19 protein-coding genes and 1 riboswitch are annotated in these 21,287 nt (G+C 70.9%); of the genes, 5 read left to right on the top strand and 14 right to left on the bottom strand.

Annotated features, from left to right (window positions below):
* Positions 1–235 precede the first annotated feature (235 nt).
* On the top strand, positions 236–2,032 hold the full coding sequence (locus ACV530_RS34235) for an AMP-dependent synthetase/ligase (RefSeq protein ID WP_494336606.1): 1,797 nt from the start codon (positions 236–238) through the stop codon (positions 2,030–2,032).
* On the opposite strand, the gene ACV530_RS34240 is transcribed toward ACV530_RS34235, so the two are convergent.
* Complete coding sequence (locus ACV530_RS34240) at positions 2,020–3,186, bottom strand: glycosyltransferase family 4 protein (RefSeq protein WP_494336607.1); 1,167 nt, start codon at positions 3,184–3,186, stop codon at positions 2,020–2,022. The genes ACV530_RS34235 and ACV530_RS34240 overlap by 13 nt on opposite strands.
* Before the next feature lie 108 nt (positions 3,187–3,294).
* Between ACV530_RS34240 and ACV530_RS34245 the strand changes: the two genes are divergently transcribed.
* Positions 3,295–4,548, top strand: coding sequence for a glycosyltransferase 87 family protein (locus ACV530_RS34245; RefSeq protein WP_494336608.1), 1,254 nt, complete (start codon positions 3,295–3,297; stop codon positions 4,546–4,548).
* A gap of 239 nt (positions 4,549–4,787) precedes the next feature.
* Here ACV530_RS34245 and ACV530_RS34250 read toward each other — a convergent pair whose 3' ends face one another.
* From ACV530_RS34250 to ACV530_RS34265, 4 genes are all read right to left on the bottom strand, one after another.
* Complete coding sequence (locus ACV530_RS34250; RefSeq protein WP_494336609.1) at positions 4,788–6,038, bottom strand: hypothetical protein; 1,251 nt, start codon at positions 6,036–6,038, stop codon at positions 4,788–4,790.
* A gap of 30 nt (positions 6,039–6,068) precedes the next feature.
* Positions 6,069–7,145 (bottom strand): NlpC/P60 family protein, encoded by a 1,077-nt coding sequence (locus ACV530_RS34255; RefSeq protein ID WP_494336610.1) that lies wholly within the window; start codon positions 7,143–7,145, stop codon positions 6,069–6,071.
* Positions 7,146–7,384: 239 nt separating this feature from the next.
* On the bottom strand, positions 7,385–8,464 hold the full coding sequence (locus tag ACV530_RS34260) for a C40 family peptidase (RefSeq protein WP_494336611.1): 1,080 nt from the start codon (positions 8,462–8,464) through the stop codon (positions 7,385–7,387).
* A 188-nt stretch (positions 8,465–8,652) separates the two neighbouring features.
* Entirely contained in the window at positions 8,653–10,014 is a 1,362-nt protein-coding gene (locus ACV530_RS34265) for an NYN domain-containing protein (RefSeq protein WP_494336612.1), read from the bottom strand.
* Between the two features lie 263 nt (positions 10,015–10,277).
* On the opposite strand from ACV530_RS34265, the gene ACV530_RS34270 reads away from it, so the two are divergent.
* Positions 10,278–10,997, top strand: coding sequence for a rhomboid family intramembrane serine protease (locus ACV530_RS34270; RefSeq protein WP_494336613.1), 720 nt, complete (start codon positions 10,278–10,280; stop codon positions 10,995–10,997).
* On the top strand, positions 10,994–11,275 hold the full coding sequence (locus ACV530_RS34275; protein ID WP_494336614.1) for an Lrp/AsnC family transcriptional regulator: 282 nt from the start codon (positions 10,994–10,996) through the stop codon (positions 11,273–11,275). The genes ACV530_RS34270 and ACV530_RS34275 overlap by 4 nt, the downstream gene beginning before the upstream one ends.
* Positions 11,276–11,278: 3 nt before the next feature.
* On the opposite strand, the gene ACV530_RS34280 is transcribed toward ACV530_RS34275, so the two are convergent.
* The 6 genes from ACV530_RS34280 to ctaE form a co-directional block, all read right to left on the bottom strand.
* Positions 11,279–12,622 (bottom strand): aminotransferase class V-fold PLP-dependent enzyme, encoded by a 1,344-nt coding sequence (locus ACV530_RS34280; RefSeq protein WP_494336615.1) that lies wholly within the window; start codon positions 12,620–12,622, stop codon positions 11,279–11,281.
* A 126-nt stretch (positions 12,623–12,748) separates the two neighbouring features.
* A riboswitch (SAM riboswitch) is annotated at positions 12,749–12,865 on the bottom strand.
* Positions 12,866–12,939: 74 nt separating this feature from the next.
* Positions 12,940–14,004 carry an anthranilate phosphoribosyltransferase gene (gene trpD / locus ACV530_RS34285; protein ID WP_494336616.1) on the bottom strand — a complete coding sequence of 355 codons (1,065 nt, stop codon included), beginning with the start codon at positions 14,002–14,004 and terminating at the stop codon, positions 12,940–12,942.
* 156 nt (positions 14,005–14,160) lie between these two features.
* Positions 14,161–15,786, bottom strand: a complete 1,626-nt coding sequence (qcrB, locus tag ACV530_RS34290; protein ID WP_494336617.1) for a cytochrome bc1 complex cytochrome b subunit — start codon at positions 15,784–15,786, stop codon at positions 14,161–14,163.
* Positions 15,783–16,838 (bottom strand): cytochrome bc1 complex Rieske iron-sulfur subunit, encoded by a 1,056-nt coding sequence (gene qcrA, locus ACV530_RS34295; RefSeq protein ID WP_494336618.1) that lies wholly within the window; start codon positions 16,836–16,838, stop codon positions 15,783–15,785. Before qcrA ends, qcrB begins: the two co-directional genes overlap by 4 nt.
* The gene (gene qcrC / locus ACV530_RS34300; RefSeq protein ID WP_494336619.1) at positions 16,835–17,644 is read right to left on the bottom strand and encodes a cytochrome bc1 complex diheme cytochrome c subunit; all 810 of its coding nucleotides are present in this window, start codon (positions 17,642–17,644) and stop codon (positions 16,835–16,837) included. The genes qcrA and qcrC overlap by 4 nt, the downstream gene beginning before the upstream one ends.
* 68 nt (positions 17,645–17,712) lie before the next feature.
* Positions 17,713–18,333 (bottom strand): aa3-type cytochrome oxidase subunit III, encoded by a 621-nt coding sequence (gene ctaE, locus ACV530_RS34305; RefSeq protein ID WP_494336620.1) that lies wholly within the window; start codon positions 18,331–18,333, stop codon positions 17,713–17,715.
* 279 nt (positions 18,334–18,612) lie between these two features.
* Here ctaE and ACV530_RS34310 point away from each other — a divergent pair, with 279 nt between their 5' ends.
* Positions 18,613–19,014 carry a hypothetical protein gene (locus ACV530_RS34310; protein ID WP_494336621.1) on the top strand — a complete coding sequence of 134 codons (402 nt, stop codon included), beginning with the start codon at positions 18,613–18,615 and terminating at the stop codon, positions 19,012–19,014.
* Between the two features lie 14 nt (positions 19,015–19,028).
* Here the strand turns inward: ACV530_RS34310 and ACV530_RS34315 are convergent, their stop codons facing one another.
* The 3 genes from ACV530_RS34315 to ACV530_RS34325 all read right to left on the bottom strand — a co-directional run.
* The gene (locus tag ACV530_RS34315; RefSeq protein ID WP_494336622.1) at positions 19,029–20,273 is read right to left on the bottom strand and encodes a L,D-transpeptidase; all 1,245 of its coding nucleotides are present in this window, start codon (positions 20,271–20,273) and stop codon (positions 19,029–19,031) included.
* Positions 20,274–20,404: 131 nt separating this feature from the next.
* Positions 20,405–20,803, bottom strand: coding sequence for a cytochrome c oxidase subunit 4 (locus ACV530_RS34320; protein WP_494336623.1), 399 nt, complete (start codon positions 20,801–20,803; stop codon positions 20,405–20,407).
* A partial coding sequence (locus ACV530_RS34325; protein WP_494336624.1) for a cbb3-type cytochrome c oxidase subunit I occupies positions 20,800–21,287 on the bottom strand: 488 nt, incomplete at its 5' end. The genes ACV530_RS34320 and ACV530_RS34325, both read right to left, overlap by 4 nt.

Here is a 21,287-nt window from a genome sequence, read left to right on the forward strand (position 1 = left end):
CGGAAGGCCCCCGACCTGCGGTTACTTCCTGGTTACCGACCGGAGGGGCTAGGGTGCCCAGGGCAGTCCCGTGGCGTGTGACACACGGAACATCTGGCCGTAACCCTCTATTCGAAAGCAGTACTGGTGGGTAACGTCCGGGCCGTCCAATTCACCTTGCCTGATCATGGACCGCAGCCGACGCAGCGCCCCTCAACGACGCGGCGGCGCCGGCGCCCGACGAGGAGCAGCAGTCTTGCGCGAGTTCAGCCTTCCGGCCCTCTACGAGGTCCCCGCGGATGGAAACCTGACGGATCTCATCCGCCGGAACGCCGCGCTCCACCCCGATGTCGCGGTGATAGGGCGCAAGGTCGACGGTCACTGGCAGGACGTCACCGCCACAGGCTTCCTGGCCGAGGTGCGCACCGCGGCCAAGGGACTGATGGCGTCGGGCATCAAGCCGGGCGACCGGGTCGCGCTGCTGTCGCGCACGCGTTACGAGTGGGCGCTGCTGGACTTCGCCATCTGGAGCGCGGGCGGGGTCACCGTGCCCGTCTACGAGACCAGTTCCCCCGAGCAGATCCAGTGGATCCTCAGCGACTCGGGCGCCGTGGCCGCCCTGGTGGAGACCGAGGCGCACGAGGCGGCGGTCGATTCCGTACGGGACCGGCTCCCGTCGCTCGAGCACATCTGGCGCATCGAGGGCGACGCCGTCGGGCAACTGCGCGATGCCGGTGCGGAGGTGACGGACGAGGAGGTGGACGAGCGCAGCTCGCTCGCCGACGCGGACTCGCCCGCGACGATCGTCTACACCTCGGGCACCACGGGCCGTCCCAAGGGCTGTGTGCTCACCCATCGCAGCTTCTTCGCGGAGTGCGGCAACGCGGTGGAGCGGCTCAAGCCGCTGTTCCGTACGGGCGATTCGTCCGTCCTTCTCTTCCTGCCCGCCGCGCATGTCTTCGGCCGGCTCGTGGAGATCGGCGCCCTGCTGGCCCCGATCCGGCTGGGCATGGTGAGCGACATCAAGAACCTCACCGACGACCTCGCCGGCTTTAGGCCCACGCTGATGCTGGGCGTGCCGCGGGTCTTCGAGAAGGTCTACAACGGTGCGCGGGCCAAGGCCCAGGCGGACGGCAAGGGCAAGATCTTCGACAAGGCGGCGGACACCGCGATCGCCTACAGCCGGGCCATGGACACCCCCGAGGGCCCCTCCTTCGGCCTGAAGATCAAGCACAAGGTCTTCGACCGGCTCGTCTACAGCAAGCTGCGCGCGGTGCTCGGCGGCCGGGCCACGCACGCGATCTCCGGCGGGGCGCCGCTGGGCGAGCGGCTCGGCCACTTCTACCGGGGCATCGGCTTCACGGTCCTGGAGGGGTACGGCCTGACGGAGTCGTGCGCCGCGACCGCCTTCAACCCCTGGGACCGCCCGAAGATCGGCACCGTCGGGCAGCCGCTGCCGGGCTCCGTGATCCGCATCGCGGACGACGGCGAGGTGCTGCTGCACGGCGAGCACCTGTTCTCGGGCTACTGGAACAACGACGCGGCGACGTCCGAGGCGCTCGCGGACGGCTGGTTCCACACCGGTGACCTGGGCACGCTGGACGAGGCCGGGTACCTCACGATCACCGGCCGGAAGAAGGAGATCATCGTCACCGCGGGCGGCAAGAACGTCGCCCCGGCGGTGATCGAGGACCGGATCCGGGCGCATGCCCTGATCGCCGAGTGCATGGTCGTCGGCGATGCCCGGCCGTTCGTCGGTGCGCTGGTCACGATCGACGAGGACTTCCTGCCGCGCTGGCTCGCCTCCCACGGCAAGCCGGCCGGGCTGACGCCGGCCGAACTGGCCGATGACGCGGATCTGTTGGCCGACGTGCAGAAGGCCGTCGATGACGGCAATGCGGCGGTGTCGCAGGCGGAGTCGGTGCGGAAGTTCCGCATTCTGCCGGGGCAGTTCACGGAGGCGTCCGGGCATGTGACGCCGTCACTGAAGCTGAAGCGGAACGTTGTCGCGAAGGACTTCGCGGACGAGATCGAGGCGATCTACCAGCGGTAGGTGGGGGGTGGGGGATGCAGCCCCCGGAGCCGCTCAGCCAGCAAGTCCCAGCGCCACCGCTCCTCCACCCACTCCCGCCCCCGCTTCCCCATCCGCCCCCGCAACTCCGCATCCTCCAGCAGCACGGCCACCCGCTCCGCGGTCTCCCCGGCGGAGTCGCCGCGGACGACGTAGCCGGTCTCACCGTCGAGGACGGCGTCCGGCGCGCCGCCGGAGTCGCCGGCGACGACCGGGAGGCCGGTCGCGGAGGCCTCGAGGTAGACGATGCCGAGCCCCTCGACATCGAGACCGCCCCGCCGCGTCCGGCACGGCATGGCGAAGACATCACCCGCACCGTAGTGCGCGGGCAGCTCCTCCCACGGCACGGCCCCCGTGAAGCGCACCGACCCCGCAACCCCCGTGGCGGAGGCCAGCTTCCGCAGATCCGCCTCGTACGGCCCGCCGCCGACGATGAGCAGCACCGCGTCCGGCACCCGTGCCAGCACCGCCGGCATGGCCCGGATCAGCGTGTCCTGCCCCTTGCGCGGCACGAGCCGCGAGACGCAGACCACGACCGGACGGTTCGCCAGCCCGAGCCGGGCGCGGACCGAGTCGCCGCCCGAGCCGGGGTGGAACGTCTTCTCGTCCACGCCGGGCGGCAGTTGGACCATCCGGGCCGCCGCCTCACTCGTGAGGGCGGTCGCGATACGGGACCGCGTGTACTCGCCCAGATAGGTGATCGTGTCGGTGCCCTCGCCGATGCGCCGCAGCAACTGCCGGGCCGCGGGCAGTTGCGCCCAGCCCGCCTCGTGCCCGTGGGTCGTGGCGACCAGCCGGCTCGCCCCCGCCCTGCGCAGCGCCGGGGCCATCAGCCCCAGCGGCGCGGCGGCCCCGAACCACACGGAGGAACAGCCGTGTTCGCGCAGCAGCCCGACGGCCCGCCGGGTCACCCGCGGGGTGGGCAGCAGCATGGTCGTACGGTCGCGCACCACGCGGAACGGCTGCTCGGCGTCGAAGCGCGCCGTGGCCTCCACGCCCTCCCGGCTCCGCTTCCATGTGGAGGCGTAGACGACGATGCTCTCCGGGTCCAGGCGCAGGGCCATGTTGTGCAGAAACGCCTGGATTCCCCCGGGACGCGGCGGGAAGTCATTGGTGACGATCAGGGTCTTGTGCATCGTCCGCCGACAGTACGCCACGTCGCCGACGTCACGCGCACGGGCCGCCCCGGCAGGCATCATGCCTTCCAGTGACGGCACGTACACGCTGAGGAAGGGACGAGCGGAATGTCGGCGGACTCCAAGGCGCTCTCTCGGTTGCGGCTCTCGATCGTGGTGTGGGTCGTCACCAGGATCGTTCTCCTGCTGTGCGTGTTCCGCGTGTGGGTGTTGCCGGGCTCGGACGTCTCGGTCGACATCGAGGTGATCTACAAGGGCTGGTACGGCGTCCTGCGCGGCGGCATCTTCCCGTTCGACGACGTGACCTGGCAGTACCCCCCGGCCGCCGCCCTCGCCGTGCTCGCCCCGGGACTGCTGCCGTTCCTCGACTACGCCTCGGCGTTCTTCGTCGTCTGCTTCGCGGCGGACGCGGCCGTCTTCGGCATGCTGCTGTACGCGGTACGGGGCGGCGGGCGCAATCCGTACGGGGTGTGGGTCTGGGTGATCGGCGTACCGCTGCTGGGCCCGATCGTCTACGCCCGGTACGACGTGATGGTGACGGCCGTTGCTGTCGCGGGGCTGCTGGCGCTCGGCCGGCGCACCCGGCTGGCGGGAGCGCTCGCCGGGTTCGGCGCGCTGCTGAAGGTCTGGCCCGTCCTGCTGCTGGTCGGCGTGAAGCGCGGCCCCCGTACCCGTACGGCCTGGACGTCGGCGCTGGTGACGGCGGTGGTGCTGGCGATGATGTTCGCGGCGGCGATGCCGGGGGCGCTCGCCTTCCTGACCTTCCAGCGCGACCGGGGCACGGAGGTGGAGTCCCTGGGGTCGCTGGTCTTCCACCTGGGGCGGCACTTCGGCTGGCACGGGCGGGCCCGACTGCACTACGGCTCGGTCGAGTTCCTCGGCCGGCATGTCCACGCGGTGAGCGCCCTCGCGCTCGGCCTGAGCCTGCTGGCCTTCGCCTGGCTGGTGTTGTGGCGGATGCGCGCACGGCGGTTCACCTCGTGCACGCCCTCGGATGCGGCGTTCACGGCGGTGCTGCTGTTCACCACGACCAGCCGGGTGATCAGCCCGCAGTACGTGATCTGGCTGATCGGCCTCGGCGCGGTGTGCGTGACGAGGCGGGCGACCCGGCAGGAGCTGCCCGTCCTGCTGATGATGGTGGCGGCGCCGCTCACCCAGCTCGAGTTCCCCATCTGGTTCTCGCACGTGGTGGCCAGCGACAAGCTGGGCGTCGCGACGCTGGCCCTGCGCAACACGCTGCTGGTGGCGGCGACCCTCATCTCGTGCTCCCGACTGTGGCGCGAGACGGTCACCGAGGCGCCGCGGGCGGACGAGCCGGATCCCCCGACGGAGCGGGCGTCGGCGCTGGTGTCGGGCACGTAGCCCTTCGGCGGGCGCGGTGGGGATGTGTGCCCCGGTCCCGCCCTCTCACCGTCTCCTGGGGCTGCGCCCCAAACCCCGCTTGTCGCGGCTCCGCCGCTTGTCCTCAATCGCCGGACGGGCTGAATTTCAGCCCGTCCGGCGATTGAGGACAACCGCGCGGAGCGCGGTTCCGGGGGCCCGGGGGCTTGCCCCCGGAGGAAACGGCGAAAGGGCGGGACCGGGGCACAACTCCCCACCGCTCAGCGCAAAGCGTCCCGCACGTACCCCCGCCACTGCCGCGTGAAGTCGTCGACCCCGACACCCAGCACCGCCCGCATCGCCGCCTCGACCGACGACGCCCCCTTCCGCTCGCGGTGCTCCCCCACCGCCCGGTAGAGGGCGACCAGCTTCGCGTCCCCCCAACGCTCGGCCGTCATCCGGCAGGCGAGCCAGCCGCCTTCGTACGCCCGGGCCAGCCGCCCGGACTCGCCGGTGAAGCCGAAGTCCGCGTCGTCCGGCAGCTGCTGCGGCACGTTCCCCGCGGCCACCGCGCGGGCCAGCTCGGGCGCGGCCTCCTTCGGCGTACGGCCGGCGGCGCGGTAGGCGACCCAGTCGGCGAAGCCCTCGGCGAGCCACAGCGGCGTGGCCGCCGACGTCCGGGCCCGGGTGGCGACATGGGTGGTCTCATGGGTGAGCACGATCTGCCGGCCGAAGTCGCTGAGCCCGCCGTACGCCTCGGGGTTGACGATGATCCGGTCGGCCGGTGCCTTCCCCGCGCCGCCCGTCTCGCCCGTCGTGACCGCCGCGATGCCCCGGTACGTGGCGGCGGGCGTGCCCAGCAGCCCTCCCATGCTCTCCAGCGACGCGGGCATCTCGACCACCACCCGCCCCGGCCAGTCGCCGGTGCCCCAGGCCTCGGCCACCACCGGGACCGCCCGGTCGGCCAGGCCGGCGACGGCCCGCAGCCGGTCCTCGTCCTGGCCCACGCCGAGGACGAGGCTGCGCTCGCCCCGGACGACCGTGACCGGGCCCTGCTCCCACAGCTGCCGTGCGCCGTGGGCGGTGTCCTCGCCGGCGACGTACCAGTGGCCGCCGCGCCGCACCGCCGTCAGCCGCACCGGGGCGGTGACCGGCGCGGTGACCGGCGCGGTGTCGTAACCGGCCAGCCGGTAGCGGAGTTCGGCCTGCACCGCGACCCGGTGGCCGTCACCCTGCACAGGCGCGAAGCCTCCGGTGCGCGTCAGCCGGTACTCCCAGGAGGAGAGCGGTACGCCGGCGAGGTTGGCGAAGACCTGCCGCTGCCCCTCCCGGTAGCCGGCGGCCTCGGGATCCACGGCCGCGAGGTACGCGCGCTCGTCGTGGCCGCGCACGGCGGCGGCCCAGTCGTCCAGGAGCCGCTCCACGCCCGGCCGGTCACCGCGCGGCTCGCCGCCTCCGCAGCCGACCAGTGCCTGCAGGGCGAGCACCAGCGCCGCCGCCAGATACCCGCACCGCCTTTTCACGCCCCGCATCGTACGAGGCGGGGCATGCGGGGCCGACGGTCAGGGCCGGGTGATGGAGGAGATCGGCATCATGTTGGCGGGGTCGTAGCGCACCCGGGCCCCGGGGTACGGCGCGTGGACCACCTGCCCGTTGCCGACGTACATGCCCACGTGGCTGGCGTCGTCCCGGTAGATGACGAGGTCGCCGGGCCGGGCCTCGGACAGCGTCACGTGCCGCCCCGCGTGGCGCTGCGCCTGCGAGGTGCGCGGCAGGCCCACGCCCGCCCGTCCGTAGGCCCACTGCATCAGCCCCGAGCAGTCGAAGGCACCGGGGCCGGCCGCCCCCCAGGAGTAGGGGGAGCCGATGGCCGAGCGGACGGCCATGGCCGCCGCGGCACCGCGCGAGGAGGCGGCGGAGACCCCGGGGAGCCCCGTGAGCCCGGGCAGGGACAGATCCTGCCGGGAGGCGCCGCCGGAGCGCGACGCCCGTCCGTACTCCTCGCGTTGCCGCTGCGTGAGCGAGTTGAGCAGCCGTCGTGCGGTGGAGAGCTTGCCCTCGACCTCCCGCTTGTGCTGCTCGACCGCCCGCCGGTTCTCCTCCAGCTCGCCGAGGGCTCGGCCGGCCTCGGTGCGCTCCTGGCGCAGCGTGCGCTGGGCGTCCTCGAGTGCGTGCAGTTGTCCGGCCTGGCGGCTGCTGACGCGGTCGAGGGCGGCGACCCGGGAGAGGTAGGCGTCGGGCTTGGAGGAGAGCAGCAGCTCGACGGCCGGGTCCACGGCACCGGCGCGGTACTGCGCGGCGGCGATCATGCCGAGGGCGGTCCGCATGTGGTTGACCTTCTCCTGCCCCCGGGCGACCCGGTCGGCGAGTTGTTCCGCCTTCTGCCGCAGGGCGCCGACGCGTTCACCGGCGGCGTTGTACTTCTCGGTGGACCGCTCGGCCTCTTGGTAGAGCCGGTCGAGCCGGGACTTCACCGTCCCGGCCTGCTTCGCGTCACCGGCGGTGCCGCCGGGATCGGCCGTCGCCGGAGCCGCCGAGAGGGCCGCCGCCGCGGTGGCCAGGGCGGCGGACAGAACGGTGACCCGCACGGTCCGGTTCCGGTGAGGACCGGGCCGGTCGGGTCGGCGATGGAACGCCACGGGGTGCCGCACTCCTCTTGCTCGCGCGGCGCCCTTGCCGCCCAGGTCGGGCGGACGACAGCCGGGAACCGCGCGGCAGACAGTAGCGGTGCGCTCACCCCGCGTTCAAAGACCCGTCAAAGACTCCGACGGCCCGCAACACCGACGCCCCGCGTCACGACGCAGGTCGCGGGCGGGGCGTGGAGTCAGCTCCGGTCGCCGGGATCCACTCGATCGAGCGGCGCGTCGGCGAGGGTGTTTCACCCTATGCGGACGCCGAACGCGAAGGGCATGTTGCTCATGGCCTCGTAGCGCACGACGGTGCCGGTGCGCGGGGCGTGCAGCACCTGGCCGTTGCCCGCGTACAGGCCCACGTGGTGCAGGTCGCCGTAGAAGAGCACCAGGTCGCCGGGCTGGAGCTGGCTCTGGTCGTAGATGCGGGTGCCGTCGTTGGCCTGCTCCTGGGAGGTGCGGCTGATGTTCACGCCCGCCTGTGCGTACGCCCAGGAGGTCAGCCCGGAGCAGTCGAAGGAGTCGGGACCGGTCGCGCCCCACACATACGGCGAACCGATCTTGGTGGCCGCGGCGTTGAGCGCCGCGCCGGCGCGGCCCGACGTGGGCACCGTCTTGCCCGTGTCCGGGCGGCCCTGGCTGTCGTTGCTGCCGGTGTTCCCGTTGCCGTTGCCCTTGCTGCCGTCGCTCTTGCCGGAGTTCTTGTTCTCCTGGGCCTCGAGCTCGGCACGCTCCTTCTCCGTGAGGGAGTTGAGCAGGTCGCGGGCGTCGGAGAGCTTGCCCTGGACGTCCGTCTTGTTGTCCTCGAGCGCCTTGCGCGTGGACTCGAGGTCGGCGAGCTTGCTCGTGGCCTCCTGGCGCTCCTGCTTGAGGTCGCGCTGCTTGGCGGCCATCAGCTTGAGGGTCTCGGCCTGCTTCGCGGTGACCTGGTTGAGCGCGGAGGCCTTGTCCAGGTAGCTCTGCGGGTCGGAGGAGAGCAGCAGTTGGAGCGACGGGTCGATGGAGCCGGAGCGGTACTGGGCCGTGGCGACCGAACCCAGGCTGTCGCGGAGCTTGTTGAGCTCGTCCTGGCCGCGGGCCACCTTGTCCTGGATGTCGCCGACCTGCTTCTCCAGCTTGGTCTGCTGCTCCTTGGCGCCGTTGTACTTCTCGGTCGCCTGCTCCGCCTGCTCGTAGAGCTTGTCGACCTTCTCCTTGACCTCGCTCTTCGAGGGCTTGGGGTCGGCCTGCGCGGTCTGCGCGGAGATGGCGACGGCCGCGGCGGCGGTCGCGGTGAGCACGGTCACCCGAGTACGGCTCGGCTGCTTGGGACGACGGTGGGACGCCACGGAGTCGAGCTCCTTCTTCTCAGGGACTGCACCGCCGGTCATCGGATGGGCAGATGATCGGCGCGCGGAGGTTCGAGGCCCGACCTTAGTGACCCCGAACTGATCCGTTCAAATCCCCTTGCGAAAAAACTCGCTCACACGTACATCCTTTACCAACCGAAACACGCTCGGTAACAGGAAGTTGACACTCAGGTACGCGCAAGTCGCTTCAGCAACAAGACCGATGCCACCGGCCGGGCCCCCGCCTTGGCGACCCCGTCGGCCACCTCACGGTCGGTGGAGACCACCACCACCGGACGCCCCGGCGGCTCGGCCCGCACCAGCTGGCGGATGAGCTCGTCCGCCGTCACCCCCGGCTTGCTGAACAGCACCCGCACCCCGCGCGGCGGCGCGAGCAGTACAGGCGCGGCCAGTTCGGCGCCGTCGAAGACGCAGGTGACCTCGGCGCCGCTCTGCGCCGCCAGCATCGAGAGCCCGCCCAGCAGCCGCAGCCGCTGCTTGTCCAGCGGCATCGTCGGGTAGCCGGTCTTCGTCACGTTGTAGCCGTCGACCACCAGGTGCGCCTGAGGCAGCGCCAACAGCTGGTCCAGCAGCGCCGGATCGGTCTCCGACAGCGCACGCGCCGCGATGTCCTTCGGCGACATCCGGCCCGGCTCCACGGCGTCCACCATGTCCGCCGGGTGCACCGACACCGGCGGCAGGGCCAGTTCACGGCGCAGCCCCTGGGCCGCGTCCAGCACGGTGTCCAGCAGCAGCCGCAGCCGCATGTCCTCCACGCTGCGCCCCTCGCGCACCGCCCGGCGGCTCGCCTCCAGCGCCGCCTCGGCCTCCGACAGCCGCGCCTTGACGCGCCGTGTCTCCCCCAGCGCCGCCGCCATCTCCGCCGCGGCACCCGAGCGCACGGCGTCCAGCTCCTCCTGGGACTTGCGCAACGCCGCCTCGCCGCGCCGCACATCGCTGAGCGCGCTGCGCAGCTTGCGCTGCACCGTCTCCGACTCCTTGCGCGACGCCTCCAGCTCACCGCGGTACCGCTCGGACTCGGCACGCGCCTGCGCGCGCACCTCGGCCAGTTCCTCGCGCAGCCGGCGCAGCTCGCGCTGCGCCTCCTCGCCGGCCCGCTCCGCGTTCGCCCGCTGGGCCTCCTCGCCGGCGGCGGTGACCAGCTTGACCCAGCCGGCCGGCCGCAGCACATAGGCCATGGCCGCCACGTCCTCCGGGTCCGCGGCGGCGGGCGGCGCCCCGGCGTCCAGCGCCTCGGCGAGCTCGGAGCCCGTCTCGCGCAGCCGCGCGGAGATCCGCTGCCGGAAGGCGGCGTCGCTCTCGACGGCCATGGCCATCGCGTTGCCCGCGAACTTGGCCCGGCGGCTCGGCGTGAAGCGCGCGTACTGCCGCAGCTGCGGCGGGAGTTCGGCGACGGTCAGGCCGCCGAACGCCTCGGCGACGAGTCCGATGACCCGGCGCCGGATGCCTTCGGGCAGGGGTCGGTCGAGCACCTCGCTGACGCCGTCGGCGTCGGCGTCCGGCTCCACGCCGTCTGTGTGCTCCACCACCGCTGCATCGCTCCCGTTCAGCCCGCTCCGACCGACCGCGTCGCACCAATGGCAACGCTCCGATTCGATCGTCTCACCGACCACCTCTCGCATGCACCGCCACCGGGTCCCGGCCGCCGGACGGGGATCGGGGTACATCGGGGTACGAGGTGTTCCCCGTAACCCTACGGCCTGCGGAGCCGGCGGCGGGGTGCCACCGGCCCGAGACGGGCCTCCCGGCGAGGCACTGCGCACCGCTTGTCCCGGTACGCCATGATCTGGCCATGATCGTAAAAGCTGCGCGCGCGGGACGGCCCGCCACCCCCTGGGTCACCCATGCCGTCCTCGGCGCCTGCTGCGTGGTCTTCCTGACCGGCCCCGCCTCGGGCCTCAACCCGGCCTACGGCACCAAGGCCGCGCTGCTCGCCGCCGAGACGGCCTACTTCGACCGCTGGGGCGTGGTGCCCGACGAACTGTGGCACGGCTCGGCCCTGGCCCTGCTCACCCCGCTCACCGCGCTCTTCGTGCACGGCAACTGGCTCCATCTGCTGGGCAACATGCTCTTCCTCCATGTCTTCGGCGCGATGACCGAGGAGCGCATGGGACATGCCGCCTTCGCGCTCTGCTATCTCGTCACCGGCTATCTGGCCCTGCTCGGTTACGCGGCCGTGCACCCGGACTCCGTGCAGTCGCTCGTCGGCGCCTCCGGAGCCATCTCCGGTGTGCTCGGCGCGTTCCTCCATCTCTTCCCCCGGGCCAGGGTCACCAGCCTCTTCCCGTTCCTCTTCTTCCTGCCGCTGCGGTTTCCCGCGTGGGCCGTGCTGCTCTTCTGGTTCGCCCTCCAGTGGCCGGGCGCGGGGAACCCGGCCGACCGCCCGGGAGTCGCCTACCTGGCCCACGTGATCGGCTTCACGCTCGGCTTCGGCTTCGCATGGGTGTGCCGTGGACGTGCGGCTAGAGTGAGGAGAGCGCCAGGGTCCACCGAAGGAGACAAAGCGACGTGATCACCTCGATCGTGCTCATCAAGACCGACGTGGACCGGATCCCCGAGGTCGCCGAACAGATCGCGGCGCTCGAGGGCGTGAGCGAGGTCTACTCCGTCACCGGTGCGTACAGCCTGATCGCCCTGGTGCGGGTGGCCCGGCACGACGACCTCGCGGACGTCATCCCGGGCCGGATCAGCAAGATCCCCGGCGTGTCCTCCACGGAGACGCACATCGCCTTCCGCACCTACTCCCAGCACGACCTCGAGGCGGCCTTCGCCATCGGCCTCGACAGCTGACAGCTAGGCAGGCACGCAACGCCCGTCCTCCGTGCGGTAGTTCCACCGCGCGCCGCTGCGCACCAGCTCCTCCACCGCCCGGACGAACCGCTCGACGTGCTCGTCCGGGGTGCCGGCGCCGAAGCTGACGCGGATCGCGTTCAGCGACTGCCCCTCGTCGGGCGCCCCGCACTCCCCCGGCTCCTCCGGGCGCTCCCCGAGCAGCGTACGGACGAGCGGATGGGCGCAGAACAGCCCGTCGCGCACCCCGATGCCGTACTCGGCGGAGAGCGCGGCGGCGAAGTGCGAGCTGTTCCAGCCGTCGACGACGAACGACACGACGCCCACACGCGGGGCGTCGTCCCCGAACAGCGAGAGCACCCTGACCCCCGGCACCTCGGCCAGGCCCGCGCGCACCCGCTCCAGGAGCCGCTGTTCACGGGCGACGAGGGTGTCGAAGCCGGTCTCGGTGAGCACCTTGCAGGCGGCGGCGATCGCATAGGCGCCGATGACGTTGGGCGAGCCCGCCTCGTGCCGGGCGGCACTCTCGTGCCACTCGACGCGCACCGCGCCCCCGGCCTCGCGCACGACCCGGCGGCTCGCGCCGCCGCCCGCGAGGTAGGGCTCGGCGTCCCGGAGCCAGTCCGCGCGCCCCGCCAGCACCCCGGCGCCGAACGGCGCGTACAGCTTGTGCCCGGAGAAGGCCACCCAGTCGACGCCCAACTCGCCGACGGCCACCGGCTGGTGCGGTACGAGCTGCGCCGCGTCCAGGACGATCCGCGCACCGTGCGCATGCGCGGCCGCCGCCAGCTCCCGTACGGGCCACAGCTCGCCCGTCACGTTCGACGCGCCGGTCACACAGACCAGGGCCGGGCCGTAGGGCTCCCGTTCGGCCAGGGCGCGCTCGAGGGTGTCCACGGCCTCGCGCGGTGAGCGCGGCGCGGGGAGCCAGGTGACCTCGGTGTCGTCACGGCGCGTCCAGGGCAGCAGCGCGGCGTGGTGCTCGGTCTCGAAGACGAACACCCGCGTGCCCGTGGGGAGTACGGACGCGAGCAGGTTGAGCGAGTCGGTGGTGGAGCGGGTGAAGACGACCTGGTCGTCCTCGCGGCAGCCGAGGAACTCCGCGACCGTCCGGCGGCTGTTCTCGAAGAGGTCGGTGGACAGCTGCGAGAGGTACCCCGCGCCCCGGTGGACGCTGCCGTAGTACGGCGCGTACGCGGCCACGTCGTCCCACACACGCTGGAGCGCCGGCGCGCTGGCCGCGTAGTCGAGCGCCGCGTACGTCACCTCGCCCCCGGTCACGAGCGGCACCCGGACGTCCCGGCCGAGCACGGGCAGCGGGGAAGCGACGACAGTAGAAATGGGCATGACGAACTCCCGTATGGAGCAAGCGAATTGAAAGAAAAAGGTGCGCGGAAGAGGGGCTCTCGGAGCCCTAGCGCATTCGCTGATTCACGGAAGATCTCCCTCGGCGACCAGGGATCCCTGGCGAGGGATCCGCGCTTGCCGCAGACGTCACTGCCTGCGGCCCGGTCATCACCCGGGGCACCCCGCCACGGAAGGAGGGTTGCCGGACAGCGGGCCGGGGCCGTGTCGCTGTCACTCGTGACCTGGTCGGGAGTATGCCACAGCCCGGACGGCGGGCGCCAAGGTGTTCAGGGACCGGACGCCCGCCGGCCGTGCGGCTACGCGTTGCTGGCGGCCACCCAGCGCTCCAGCACCCGCCGCGCCGCACCGGAGTCGATCGATTCGGCGGCCCTCACCATCCCGGCGGCGATCTGCTCCGGCAGCGGGGCGTCCGTCGGCTCCAACGCCACCAGCGCGGCGGCGGAGTTGAGCAGCACCGCGTCCCGTACGGGCCCGGTCTCGCCGCCCAGCAGCCGTCGTGCGACGTCCGCGTTGTACGAGGCGTCGGCGCCCCGCAGCGCCTCGACCGGCACCAGCTCGATGCCCACGTCCCGCGGGTCGAAGGCCTCCTCGCGCACCGCGCCGTCGCGCACGGTCCACACCCGCGAGGTCGCGGTCGTGGTCAGCTCGTCGAGCCCGTCGTCGCCGCGGAAGACCAGTGCCGACGAACCCCGTTCGGCCAGCACGCCGGCCAGGATCGGGGCCATGCGGGCGTCGGCGACGCCCGTGGCCTGGGCCCGCACCCGGGCGGGGTTGGTGAGCGGGCCGAGCACGTTGAAGGTGGTGCGCACGCCCAACTCGCGCCGCGCGGGCGCCACATGGCGCAGCGCGGGGTGGAACTTCACGGCGAAGCAGAAGGTGATGCCGGCCTCGCGCGCCACCTCGGCGACCCGCCGCGGGGTCAGGTCGAGGTTGACGCCCAGCTTCTCCAGCACGTCCGAGGCCCCGCTGGCGGAGGACGCCGCCCGGTTGCCGTGCTTGACGACCTTCGCCCCGGTGCCGGCCACGACGATCGAGGACATGGTCGAGATGTTGACGGTCTTGGCGCCGTCGCCGCCCGTGCCCACGATGTCCACACTCGGGCCGGGCACCTCGATGAGCTGGGCGTGCTGGTACATCGCCCGGACGAGCCCGGTGATCTCGGCGACCGTCTCGCCCTTGGCCCGCAGCGCGACGGCGAAGGCGGCGATCTGCGCGTCGGTCGCCTCGCCGCGCATGATCCGGTCCATGGCCCAGGCGGTGACGTCCGCACTCAGGTCCACCCGGCCGAGCAGGGCCTCGAGAACGCCCGGCCAGGAAAGGGCCACCGCGCGCTCGCCGCCTGCCGGGGTCGCAACGTTCATGGTCCACGCTCCTGTGATTCGGGCATCCCGCTGATGCCGTCCAGCCTATCCAGCCCGGAGATGGCCCGGGGACGGCCCGGGGACGGCGAAGAGCCCCGTCCGCTAGGCGGACGGGGCTCCAGGCTGTGGCGATCAGTTGTCGGTGATCAGCAGGGATCAGTGGTGGCCGTGGCCGCTCGTGATCTCCTGGTACTCCTCCGTGGTGGGCTTGGGGATGAACGTCCCGTCGCCGTAGTAGCCCTTGGAGAGCTTCACCCGGAGCTTCTGGGTGGCGCCGACCTTGCGGGCGACACCGTTCTCGTCCACCGCGGGCTCGAGCTCGAGCGGCTTGGGCTGGTCGTGCGCGGTGAGCGTGTGCAGCTGCTCCTGCGACAGCGGCTCGTGGACCTCGACGAACTCACCGTGCGGCAGGCGCTTGATGATGCCGGACTCACGTCCGTGCAGCACCTTGTCCTTGTCGCGGCGCTGCAGACCCAGGCAGATCCGGCGCGTGGCGATGAAGGCGAGGACCGGGGCCACGAAGAACGAGATCCGCACGAACCAGGTGACGCTGTTCACCGAGAGGTGGAAGTGCGTCGCCCAGAGGTCGTTGCCACCGTTCATCAGACCGACGCCGTACATGGTCAGCCAGGCCACACCGAAGGCGGTGCGCGTCGGGGCGTTCCGCGGCCGGTCGAGGATGTGGTGCTCGCGCTTGTCGCCGGTCACCCACGACTCGATGAAGGGGTAGACCGCCATGGCCGTCAGCACCAGGCCGAAGATCAGCAGCGGGATGAACACACCCAGGACCAGCGTGTGGCCCGCGATGTTGATCTCCCAGCCGGGCATGGCCCGGAAGATGCCCTCGGACATGCCCAGGTACCAGTCGGGCTGGGCGTTGGTGGAGACCTGGTCCGGCCGGTAGGGGCCGAGCTCCCAGACGGGGTTGATCGAGGCGATCGCGGAGATCGCCGCGATGACACCGAAGACCAGGAAGAAGAAGCCTCCGGCCTTGGCCATGTAGACCGGCATCAGCGGCATGCCGACGACGTTCTTGTTGGTCTTGCCCGGACCCGCGAACTGCGTGTGCTTGTGGTAGACGACCAGGATCAGGTGGCCGACCACCAGACCGAGCATCAGGCCCGGCAGCAGCAGGATGTGGATCGAGTAGAACCGCGCCACGAAGTCCGTGCCGGGGAACTCGCCGCCGAACAGGAACATCGAGATGTACGTGCCGACCAGCGGGATCGACATGATCAGGCCCTGCGCGATACGGACACCGGTGCCCGAGAGCAGGTCGTCCGGCAGCGAGTAGCCGGTGAAGCCCGTGAAGGTGCCGAGCACCAGCAGCAGGAAGCCGAACAGCCAGTTGACCTCGCGCGGCTTGCGGAACGCGCCCGTGAAGAAGACGCGCATCATGTGGACCATCATGCCCGCGAGGAAGACGAGCGCCGCCCAGTGGTGGATCTGCCGGATGAGCAGACCGCCACGCACGTCGAAGCTGATGTCCAGCGTCGACTTGAACGCCTCGGACATCCGCATGCCCTGCATGGGGACGTACGAGCCGTGGTAGACGACCTCGTTCATGCTCGGGTGGAAGAACAGCGTCAGATACACACCCGTGAGGATGATGATCACGAAGCTGTAGAGGCAGACCTCGCCCAGCATGAAGGACCAGTGGTCCGGGAAGATCTTCCGCATGTTGGCCTTGGCCAGGCTGTAGATGCCCAGCCGGCCGTCGGCCCAGTCGGCCACCCGCTCACCCGCGGGCGCCTTGCGCCGTGTGTCTTGTGCAGTGCTCATCCGCGCTCCCAGAAGGCAGGACCGACGGGCTCGGGGAAGTCGCCCATCGCCTCGAGGTAGCCCTTGTCATTGACCTTGATCCGCAGCTGCGGAAGGGCGTGGCCGGCCGGGCCGAAGACCACACGACCGCCGTCGGAGAGGTCGAACGTGGACTGGTGGCACGGGCACAGCACATGGTGGGTCTGCTGCTCGTAGAGGCTGATCGGGCAGCCGACGTGCGTGCAGATCTTGGAGAAGGCGACGATGCCGTCGACCGACCAGTCGAGCTCGCGCTTGTCCTTGATGTTGTCCGGGCGGAGCCGGACGATCATCAGGGCGGCCTTGGCGATCTCGTTCTGGAAGTCCTCGTCGTCCTCCTTCATGCCCTCGGGCATGGCGAAGGTCAGCGAACCGACCTGGACGTCCTCGGGACGCAGCGGCTGCAGCGTGTTCTGGTTGATCAGCATCTTGCCGGCGGACCACTTGGTCTTCCGGAGCTTGGTGCCCGGAGCCGGACCGAGACCGCCCAGCAGGAACACGCCCGAGAGCGGGAACATGGCCAGCGCGCCGAACATGGTGTTGCGGATCAGCTTGCGGCGGCCGAACGCCGACTCCTCGGCGCCCTGCTTGAAGTCGGCCAGAACCTTGGCCTTGACCTCGGGGGACGCCGCGATCGGGTGCCGCTCGTCGGCGACCTCCACGTCCGACATCAGGGTGCGGCCCCAGTGGACCGCGCCCGCGCCGATGCAGAACAGCGCCACGCCCAGGGTCATCCCGAGCGCGAAGTTCATGGCGCTGACGTGGCCGATCGGGAACACGTAGATGTTCTTGTCGACCGGGATGGCCAGGTAGGAGGCGATGAAGCCCACCGTGGCCAGCATGGACACCGTGAACAGCAGCGCTACCGCGCGCTCGGAGCGCTTGGCGGCCTGCTCGTCGATGTCCTGGATGCGGTGCTCGTGCGGCGGGAGGCCCGGGTCCGCGAACGGGTCGCCGGAGGTCGCCACGGCACCTTCGTGCGCGTCGCCCTGCTTGCTCGGCAGGTTCTCTTCTGGAATGTCTTGGCTACTCATGACTTCTTGGCCTTTGCGGTCCGGGCGGCGACCCAGATGGCGACGACGATCATTGCGCCCAGGCCGAAGACCCACGCGAACAGGCCCTCGCTGACCGGGCCGAACCCGCCCAGACCGAGGCCGCCCGGGCTCTCCGACTTGCTGGAGTTGACCGTGTCGAGGTACGCGATGATGTCCTTCTTGTTCTGCTGCGACATCGTGGTGTCGGGGAAGGACGGCATGTTCTGCGGGCCGGTCTGCATGGCCTCGTAGATGTGCTTCGGGTTGACGTCCTCAAGGCTCGGGGCGTACTTGCCGTTCGAGAGGGCGCCTCCCTTGCCGGTGAAGTTGTGGCACTGGGAGCAGTTCGTACGGAAGAGCTCCCCGCCCTTGGCGATGTCCGCGCCGTCCGGGCTGTACTGGTTCTTGGTGGGAACCGCCGGACCTGCACCCAGCGAGGCGATGTAGGCGGAGAGCTGGTCGATCTCGGCCTGCGAGTAGATCGCCTTCTTGCGGGGCGCCTGGGCACCCTGCTGCTGGAGCGGCATACGGCCGGTGGCGACCTGGAAGTCGACCGCCGCGGCGCCGACGCCGATCAGGCTCGGGCCGTCGGAGGTGCCCTGAGCGCCGGTGCCGTGGCAGGTTGCGCAGCCCACCTGGTAGAGCTTCTTGCCCTCTTCGATGGCGAGGGACTGGGCGGTGTCATCGGCCTTGGCCGAATCCGCGGGCGCGAAAGCGGCGTACAGCCCCCCGGTGACCGCCAGCGCGAAGAGTAGGACGACGACCGCCGCCAGCGGATGGCGTCGTCGTGCGGAGAGCTTTTTCACGGATTACCCCGGTGTCAGGATCTTCTGCGTCGTTGCTGGACTGTTGGTCCGGTGCGGGACAGGACCGATTACTTGATCAAGTAGATCGTGGCGAAGAGGCCGATCCAGACCACGTCGACGAAGTGCCAGTAGTAGGACACGACAATGGCCGCCGTCGCCTGGTGATGCGTGAACCTCTTGGCCGCGTACGTCCTGCCCAGGACCAGCAGGAAGGCGATGAGACCGCCCGTCACGTGCAGTCCGTGGAAGCCGGTCGTCAGATAGAACGCCGAGCCGTACGGGTCGGAGGAGAGCGAAAGGCCGTCCTCCTTGACCAGGTTGGTGTACTCGAAGATCTGGCCGCCGATGAAGATGGCACCCATCACGAAGGTGACCGCGAACCAGGCGCGCAGCTTCTTCACATCACCGCGCTCGGCGGCGAACACGCCGAGCTGGCAGGTGAGCGAGGAAAGCACCAGGATCGTGGTGTTCGTCGCCGAGAACGGGACGTCGAGCGAGCTGGCCATTGACTTCCAATGGGCCTCGCCGGTCACCGATCGCAGGGTGAAGTACATCGCGAAGAGGGCCGCGAAGAACATCAGCTCGGAACTCAGCCAGATGATGGTTCCGACGCTGGTGAGGTTCGGCCGGTTGACCGAGGGGTGCGCGTGCCCGGTATCTACTGCTGTTGCTGTCGCCACGACCGACATTATGTCGGTCGCTTATCTCGCGCTCACTCCCGGGGGTGCCGTTCGGTGTGTCAAGAGCGTATGACCTGCTCCAGTGGCCCACCACCGGTATCCCCCGAAGGGGGGAAGCAGAGCTTCCGGCGGCCTCAGCGGGCCCTCCCCCGGCCGCAGGTGACGGCCCGTCGGAGCGGCGCCGGACGCGTCCGGGCCCTCCTGCTCGACCGCCCTCGCGGAGTAGCATCCGCGCAGCGGAGCCCGCTTGCCGACACGCCTGACACGTCTGACACGCCTGGAGGAACGATGCAGCCGACGGCCACGGTCCTGGTCTACAGCGACGACGCGAGCACGCGCGAGCAGGTGCGGCTGGCCTGCGGGCGGCGGCCCGCCGCGGATCTGCCGCCGGTGACGTACCTCGAGTGCGCGACGCTGCCCGCCCTTCTGAGGGCCTTGGAGGAGCACCGGGTCGATGTGTGCGTCCTGGACGGCGAGACGGCTCCTGCGGGCGGTATGGGGGTGTGCCGGCAGCTCAAGGACGAGGTCTTCCGCTGCCCGCCCGTACTGCTCCTCATGGGCCGCCCGCAGGACGCCTGGCTGGCGACCTGGAGCAGGGCCGACGCGGCGGTGACGCACCCGGTGGACCCGGCGGCCCTGTCCGGCGCGCTGGCGGGCCTGCTGCGGCAGCGGCTGGCGGTCGACGCGTAGGGCGCTAGGAGCTGTTACGGGACGCGCGGGCGCAGCCGGGCGGCGTCGGCGGGGCTCGCCCCCTCGCGCTTCCCGGCGGTGAGCGCGCTGCCCTCGCGCCAGTCCGTCCAGGACATGTTCCAGTCGCCGAAGCCGTTGTCGAAAGGCGACATCGTGGTGCCCGCGCTGCCCACGACCTTGACGAGGTCCCCGACGCGCACGTTGTCGAAGAACCACTTGGCGTTGTCGGTGGACATCCCGGTGCAGCCATGGCTGACGTTGTCCCACCCCTGTGATCCCTCGGACCAGGGGGCGGCGTGCACGTACTCGCCGCTCCACGTCACCCGGGTCGCCCAGTGGACCGGCAGGTCGTAGGCGTCCGAGCTGCCCTCCGCAATGCCGATCGTCTCTCCGCGCATGCGTACGAAGGCTTCCTGTCCGAGGACCACCTTGACTCCGTTGCGGGTGGCGTAGCCGGGCTTCCCGGTGGTGACCGGGATGGTGCGGATCTCCTGGCCGTTCTTGTACACGGACATGTAGTGGCCCGCGGCGTCCGTGACGGCCTCCATCCGGTCACCGGTGGTCAGCGTCAGGGGCTTGGAGGGGCCGCCGTAGAGGCCGCCGCCGACCTTTATGCCCTCCAGGGAGGCGTGCACCTCGACGATGGCGTGGGCGGGCCAGTACTCCTTCGGCCGGTAGTGCAGCACACGGTTGTTGACCCAGTGCCAGGCGCCCTCGACGGCGGGCTGGGACTCGACCTTCAGAGTGCGCTCGACGACGGCGCGCGAGGCGGGGTCCTGGACGGGGGTGCTGAGTTCGGCGGTGACGGGCTGTCCGACGCCGTACTTGCCGCTCTTGGGGCCGAAGGCGACCGTCAGCAGGCGGCGGGCGGCGCTGGTGTCGAGGCCTATCGTGTGGCGCCCCTGGGCGCCGTTGTCGTCCTCGGTGCTGATCCGCACGGTGTAGTGCGCGCCCGCGGCGACGGCCCCGGTGCTGTGCCAGTGCGTTCCGTCGGAGGCCAGCTCACCCGCCAGGTAGCGCCCCGACGCGTCCGTCGCGGTGACGTCCGTGATCCGGTCGCCGCCGGTCGCGGCGACCTCCAGCGGCTTGCCGGGATCGACGGGGCCGTCCTGCTCGCCGACCAGGGTGACCTGGTCGGCGGCGTCGTACGGCTCGTCGGCCAGCGGGTCGGACGAGCCGCACCCGGAGGCCGTCAACGCCAGTGGGAGCAGCAGCAGTACGCCGCCGAGCACCGTGCGGCGTTGAGGTGAGTGGCTCATGGTCACACCGTAGGAACGTTCCGGGGGCGGGGCCCGTGGGATGACTGCAAACGGGTGGTGCGTACGGTGCCCGGGCAACGCACAGGGCCCCGTACACCACTCGGGTGTACGGGGCCCTGACGGAGACTTCTCTACTGGTTCTGGTTCTCGCCCCGGTAGAACTCGAAGACCCAGCCGAAGAGACCGACCAGGATCAGCGGAGCCGAGAAGTACATCAGCCACCAGCCCATCGCGATCGCCAGGAAGGCGAAGGCGCCGCCGACGGCCAGGGACAGCGGCTGCCAGCTGTGCGGGGCGAAGAAGCCCAGCTCACCGGCGTCGTCCGCGACGTCCGCGTTCTTGTCGTCCTGGGCTCCCGCGTCCACCCGGCGTGCGGTGAACGCCAGGTAGTAACCGACCATGACGCACAGGCCGAAGGCCAGGAACAGAGCGGTCGCACCCGCCGGCTCCTTGGCCCACACGCCGTAGACGATCGCCATGGCGAGGATGAAGACGGAGAGCCAGAGGAACATCCGGCCTTGGATCTTCACTTGCCGGCCTCCTTACCGCCGACCAGGGCCTTCTCGGCCAGGTTCTCCTCGAGCTCGAGCGCGGCGATCTCGGGGTGGTGCAGGTCGAACGCCGGGGATTCGGAACGGATCCGCGGCAGCGTGAGGAAGTTGTGCCGCGGCGGCGGGCACGAGGTGGCCCACTCCAGCGAACGGCCGTAACCCCACGGGTCGTCGACCTCGACCTTCTTGCCGTACTTGGCGGTCTTCCAGACGTTGTAGAAGAACGGCAGGATCGACAGGCCGAGCAGGAACGAGCTGATCGTCGAGATGGTGTTCAGCGTGGTGAACCCGTCGGCGGCCAGGTAGTCCGCGTAACGGCGCGGCATGCCCTCGGCACCCAGCCAGTGCTGGACCAGGAACGTGCCGTGGAAGCCCACGAACAGCGTCCAGAAGGTGATCTTGCCGAGGCGCTCGTCCAGCATCTTGCCCGTGAACTTCGGCCACCAGAAGTGGAATCCGGCGA

The organism is Streptomyces sp. SX-6 (assembly GCF_059089585.1).

What these genes read in the sequence shown, in the direction of transcription:
- trpD (WP_494336616.1), bottom strand. Translation starts at nt 14,004, where the DNA reads ATGAACGTTGCGACCCCGGCAGGCGGCGAGCGCGCGGTGGCCCTTTCC.
- ACV530_RS34280 (WP_494336615.1), bottom strand. Translation starts at nt 12,622, where the DNA reads ATGCCCATTTCTACTGTCGTCGCTTCCCCGCTGCCCGTGCTCGGCCGG.
- ACV530_RS34250 (WP_494336609.1), bottom strand. Translation starts at nt 6,038, where the DNA reads ATGCGGGGCGTGAAAAGGCGGTGCGGGTATCTGGCGGCGGCGCTGGTG.
- ctaE (WP_494336620.1), bottom strand. Translation starts at nt 18,333, where the DNA reads ATGTCGGTCGTGGCGACAGCAACAGCAGTAGATACCGGGCACGCGCAC.
- ACV530_RS34270 (WP_494336613.1), top strand. Translation starts at nt 10,278, where the DNA reads ATGATCGTAAAAGCTGCGCGCGCGGGACGGCCCGCCACCCCCTGGGTC.
- ACV530_RS34310 (WP_494336621.1), top strand. Translation starts at nt 18,613, where the DNA reads ATGCAGCCGACGGCCACGGTCCTGGTCTACAGCGACGACGCGAGCACG.
- ACV530_RS34245 (WP_494336608.1), top strand. Translation starts at nt 3,295, where the DNA reads ATGTCGGCGGACTCCAAGGCGCTCTCTCGGTTGCGGCTCTCGATCGTG.
- qcrB (WP_494336617.1), bottom strand. Translation starts at nt 15,786, where the DNA reads ATGAGCACTGCACAAGACACACGGCGCAAGGCGCCCGCGGGTGAGCGG.
- ACV530_RS34240 (WP_494336607.1), bottom strand. Translation starts at nt 3,186, where the DNA reads ATGCACAAGACCCTGATCGTCACCAATGACTTCCCGCCGCGTCCCGGG.
- qcrA (WP_494336618.1), bottom strand. Translation starts at nt 16,838, where the DNA reads ATGAGTAGCCAAGACATTCCAGAAGAGAACCTGCCGAGCAAGCAGGGC.
- ACV530_RS34315 (WP_494336622.1), bottom strand. Translation starts at nt 20,273, where the DNA reads ATGAGCCACTCACCTCAACGCCGCACGGTGCTCGGCGGCGTACTGCTG.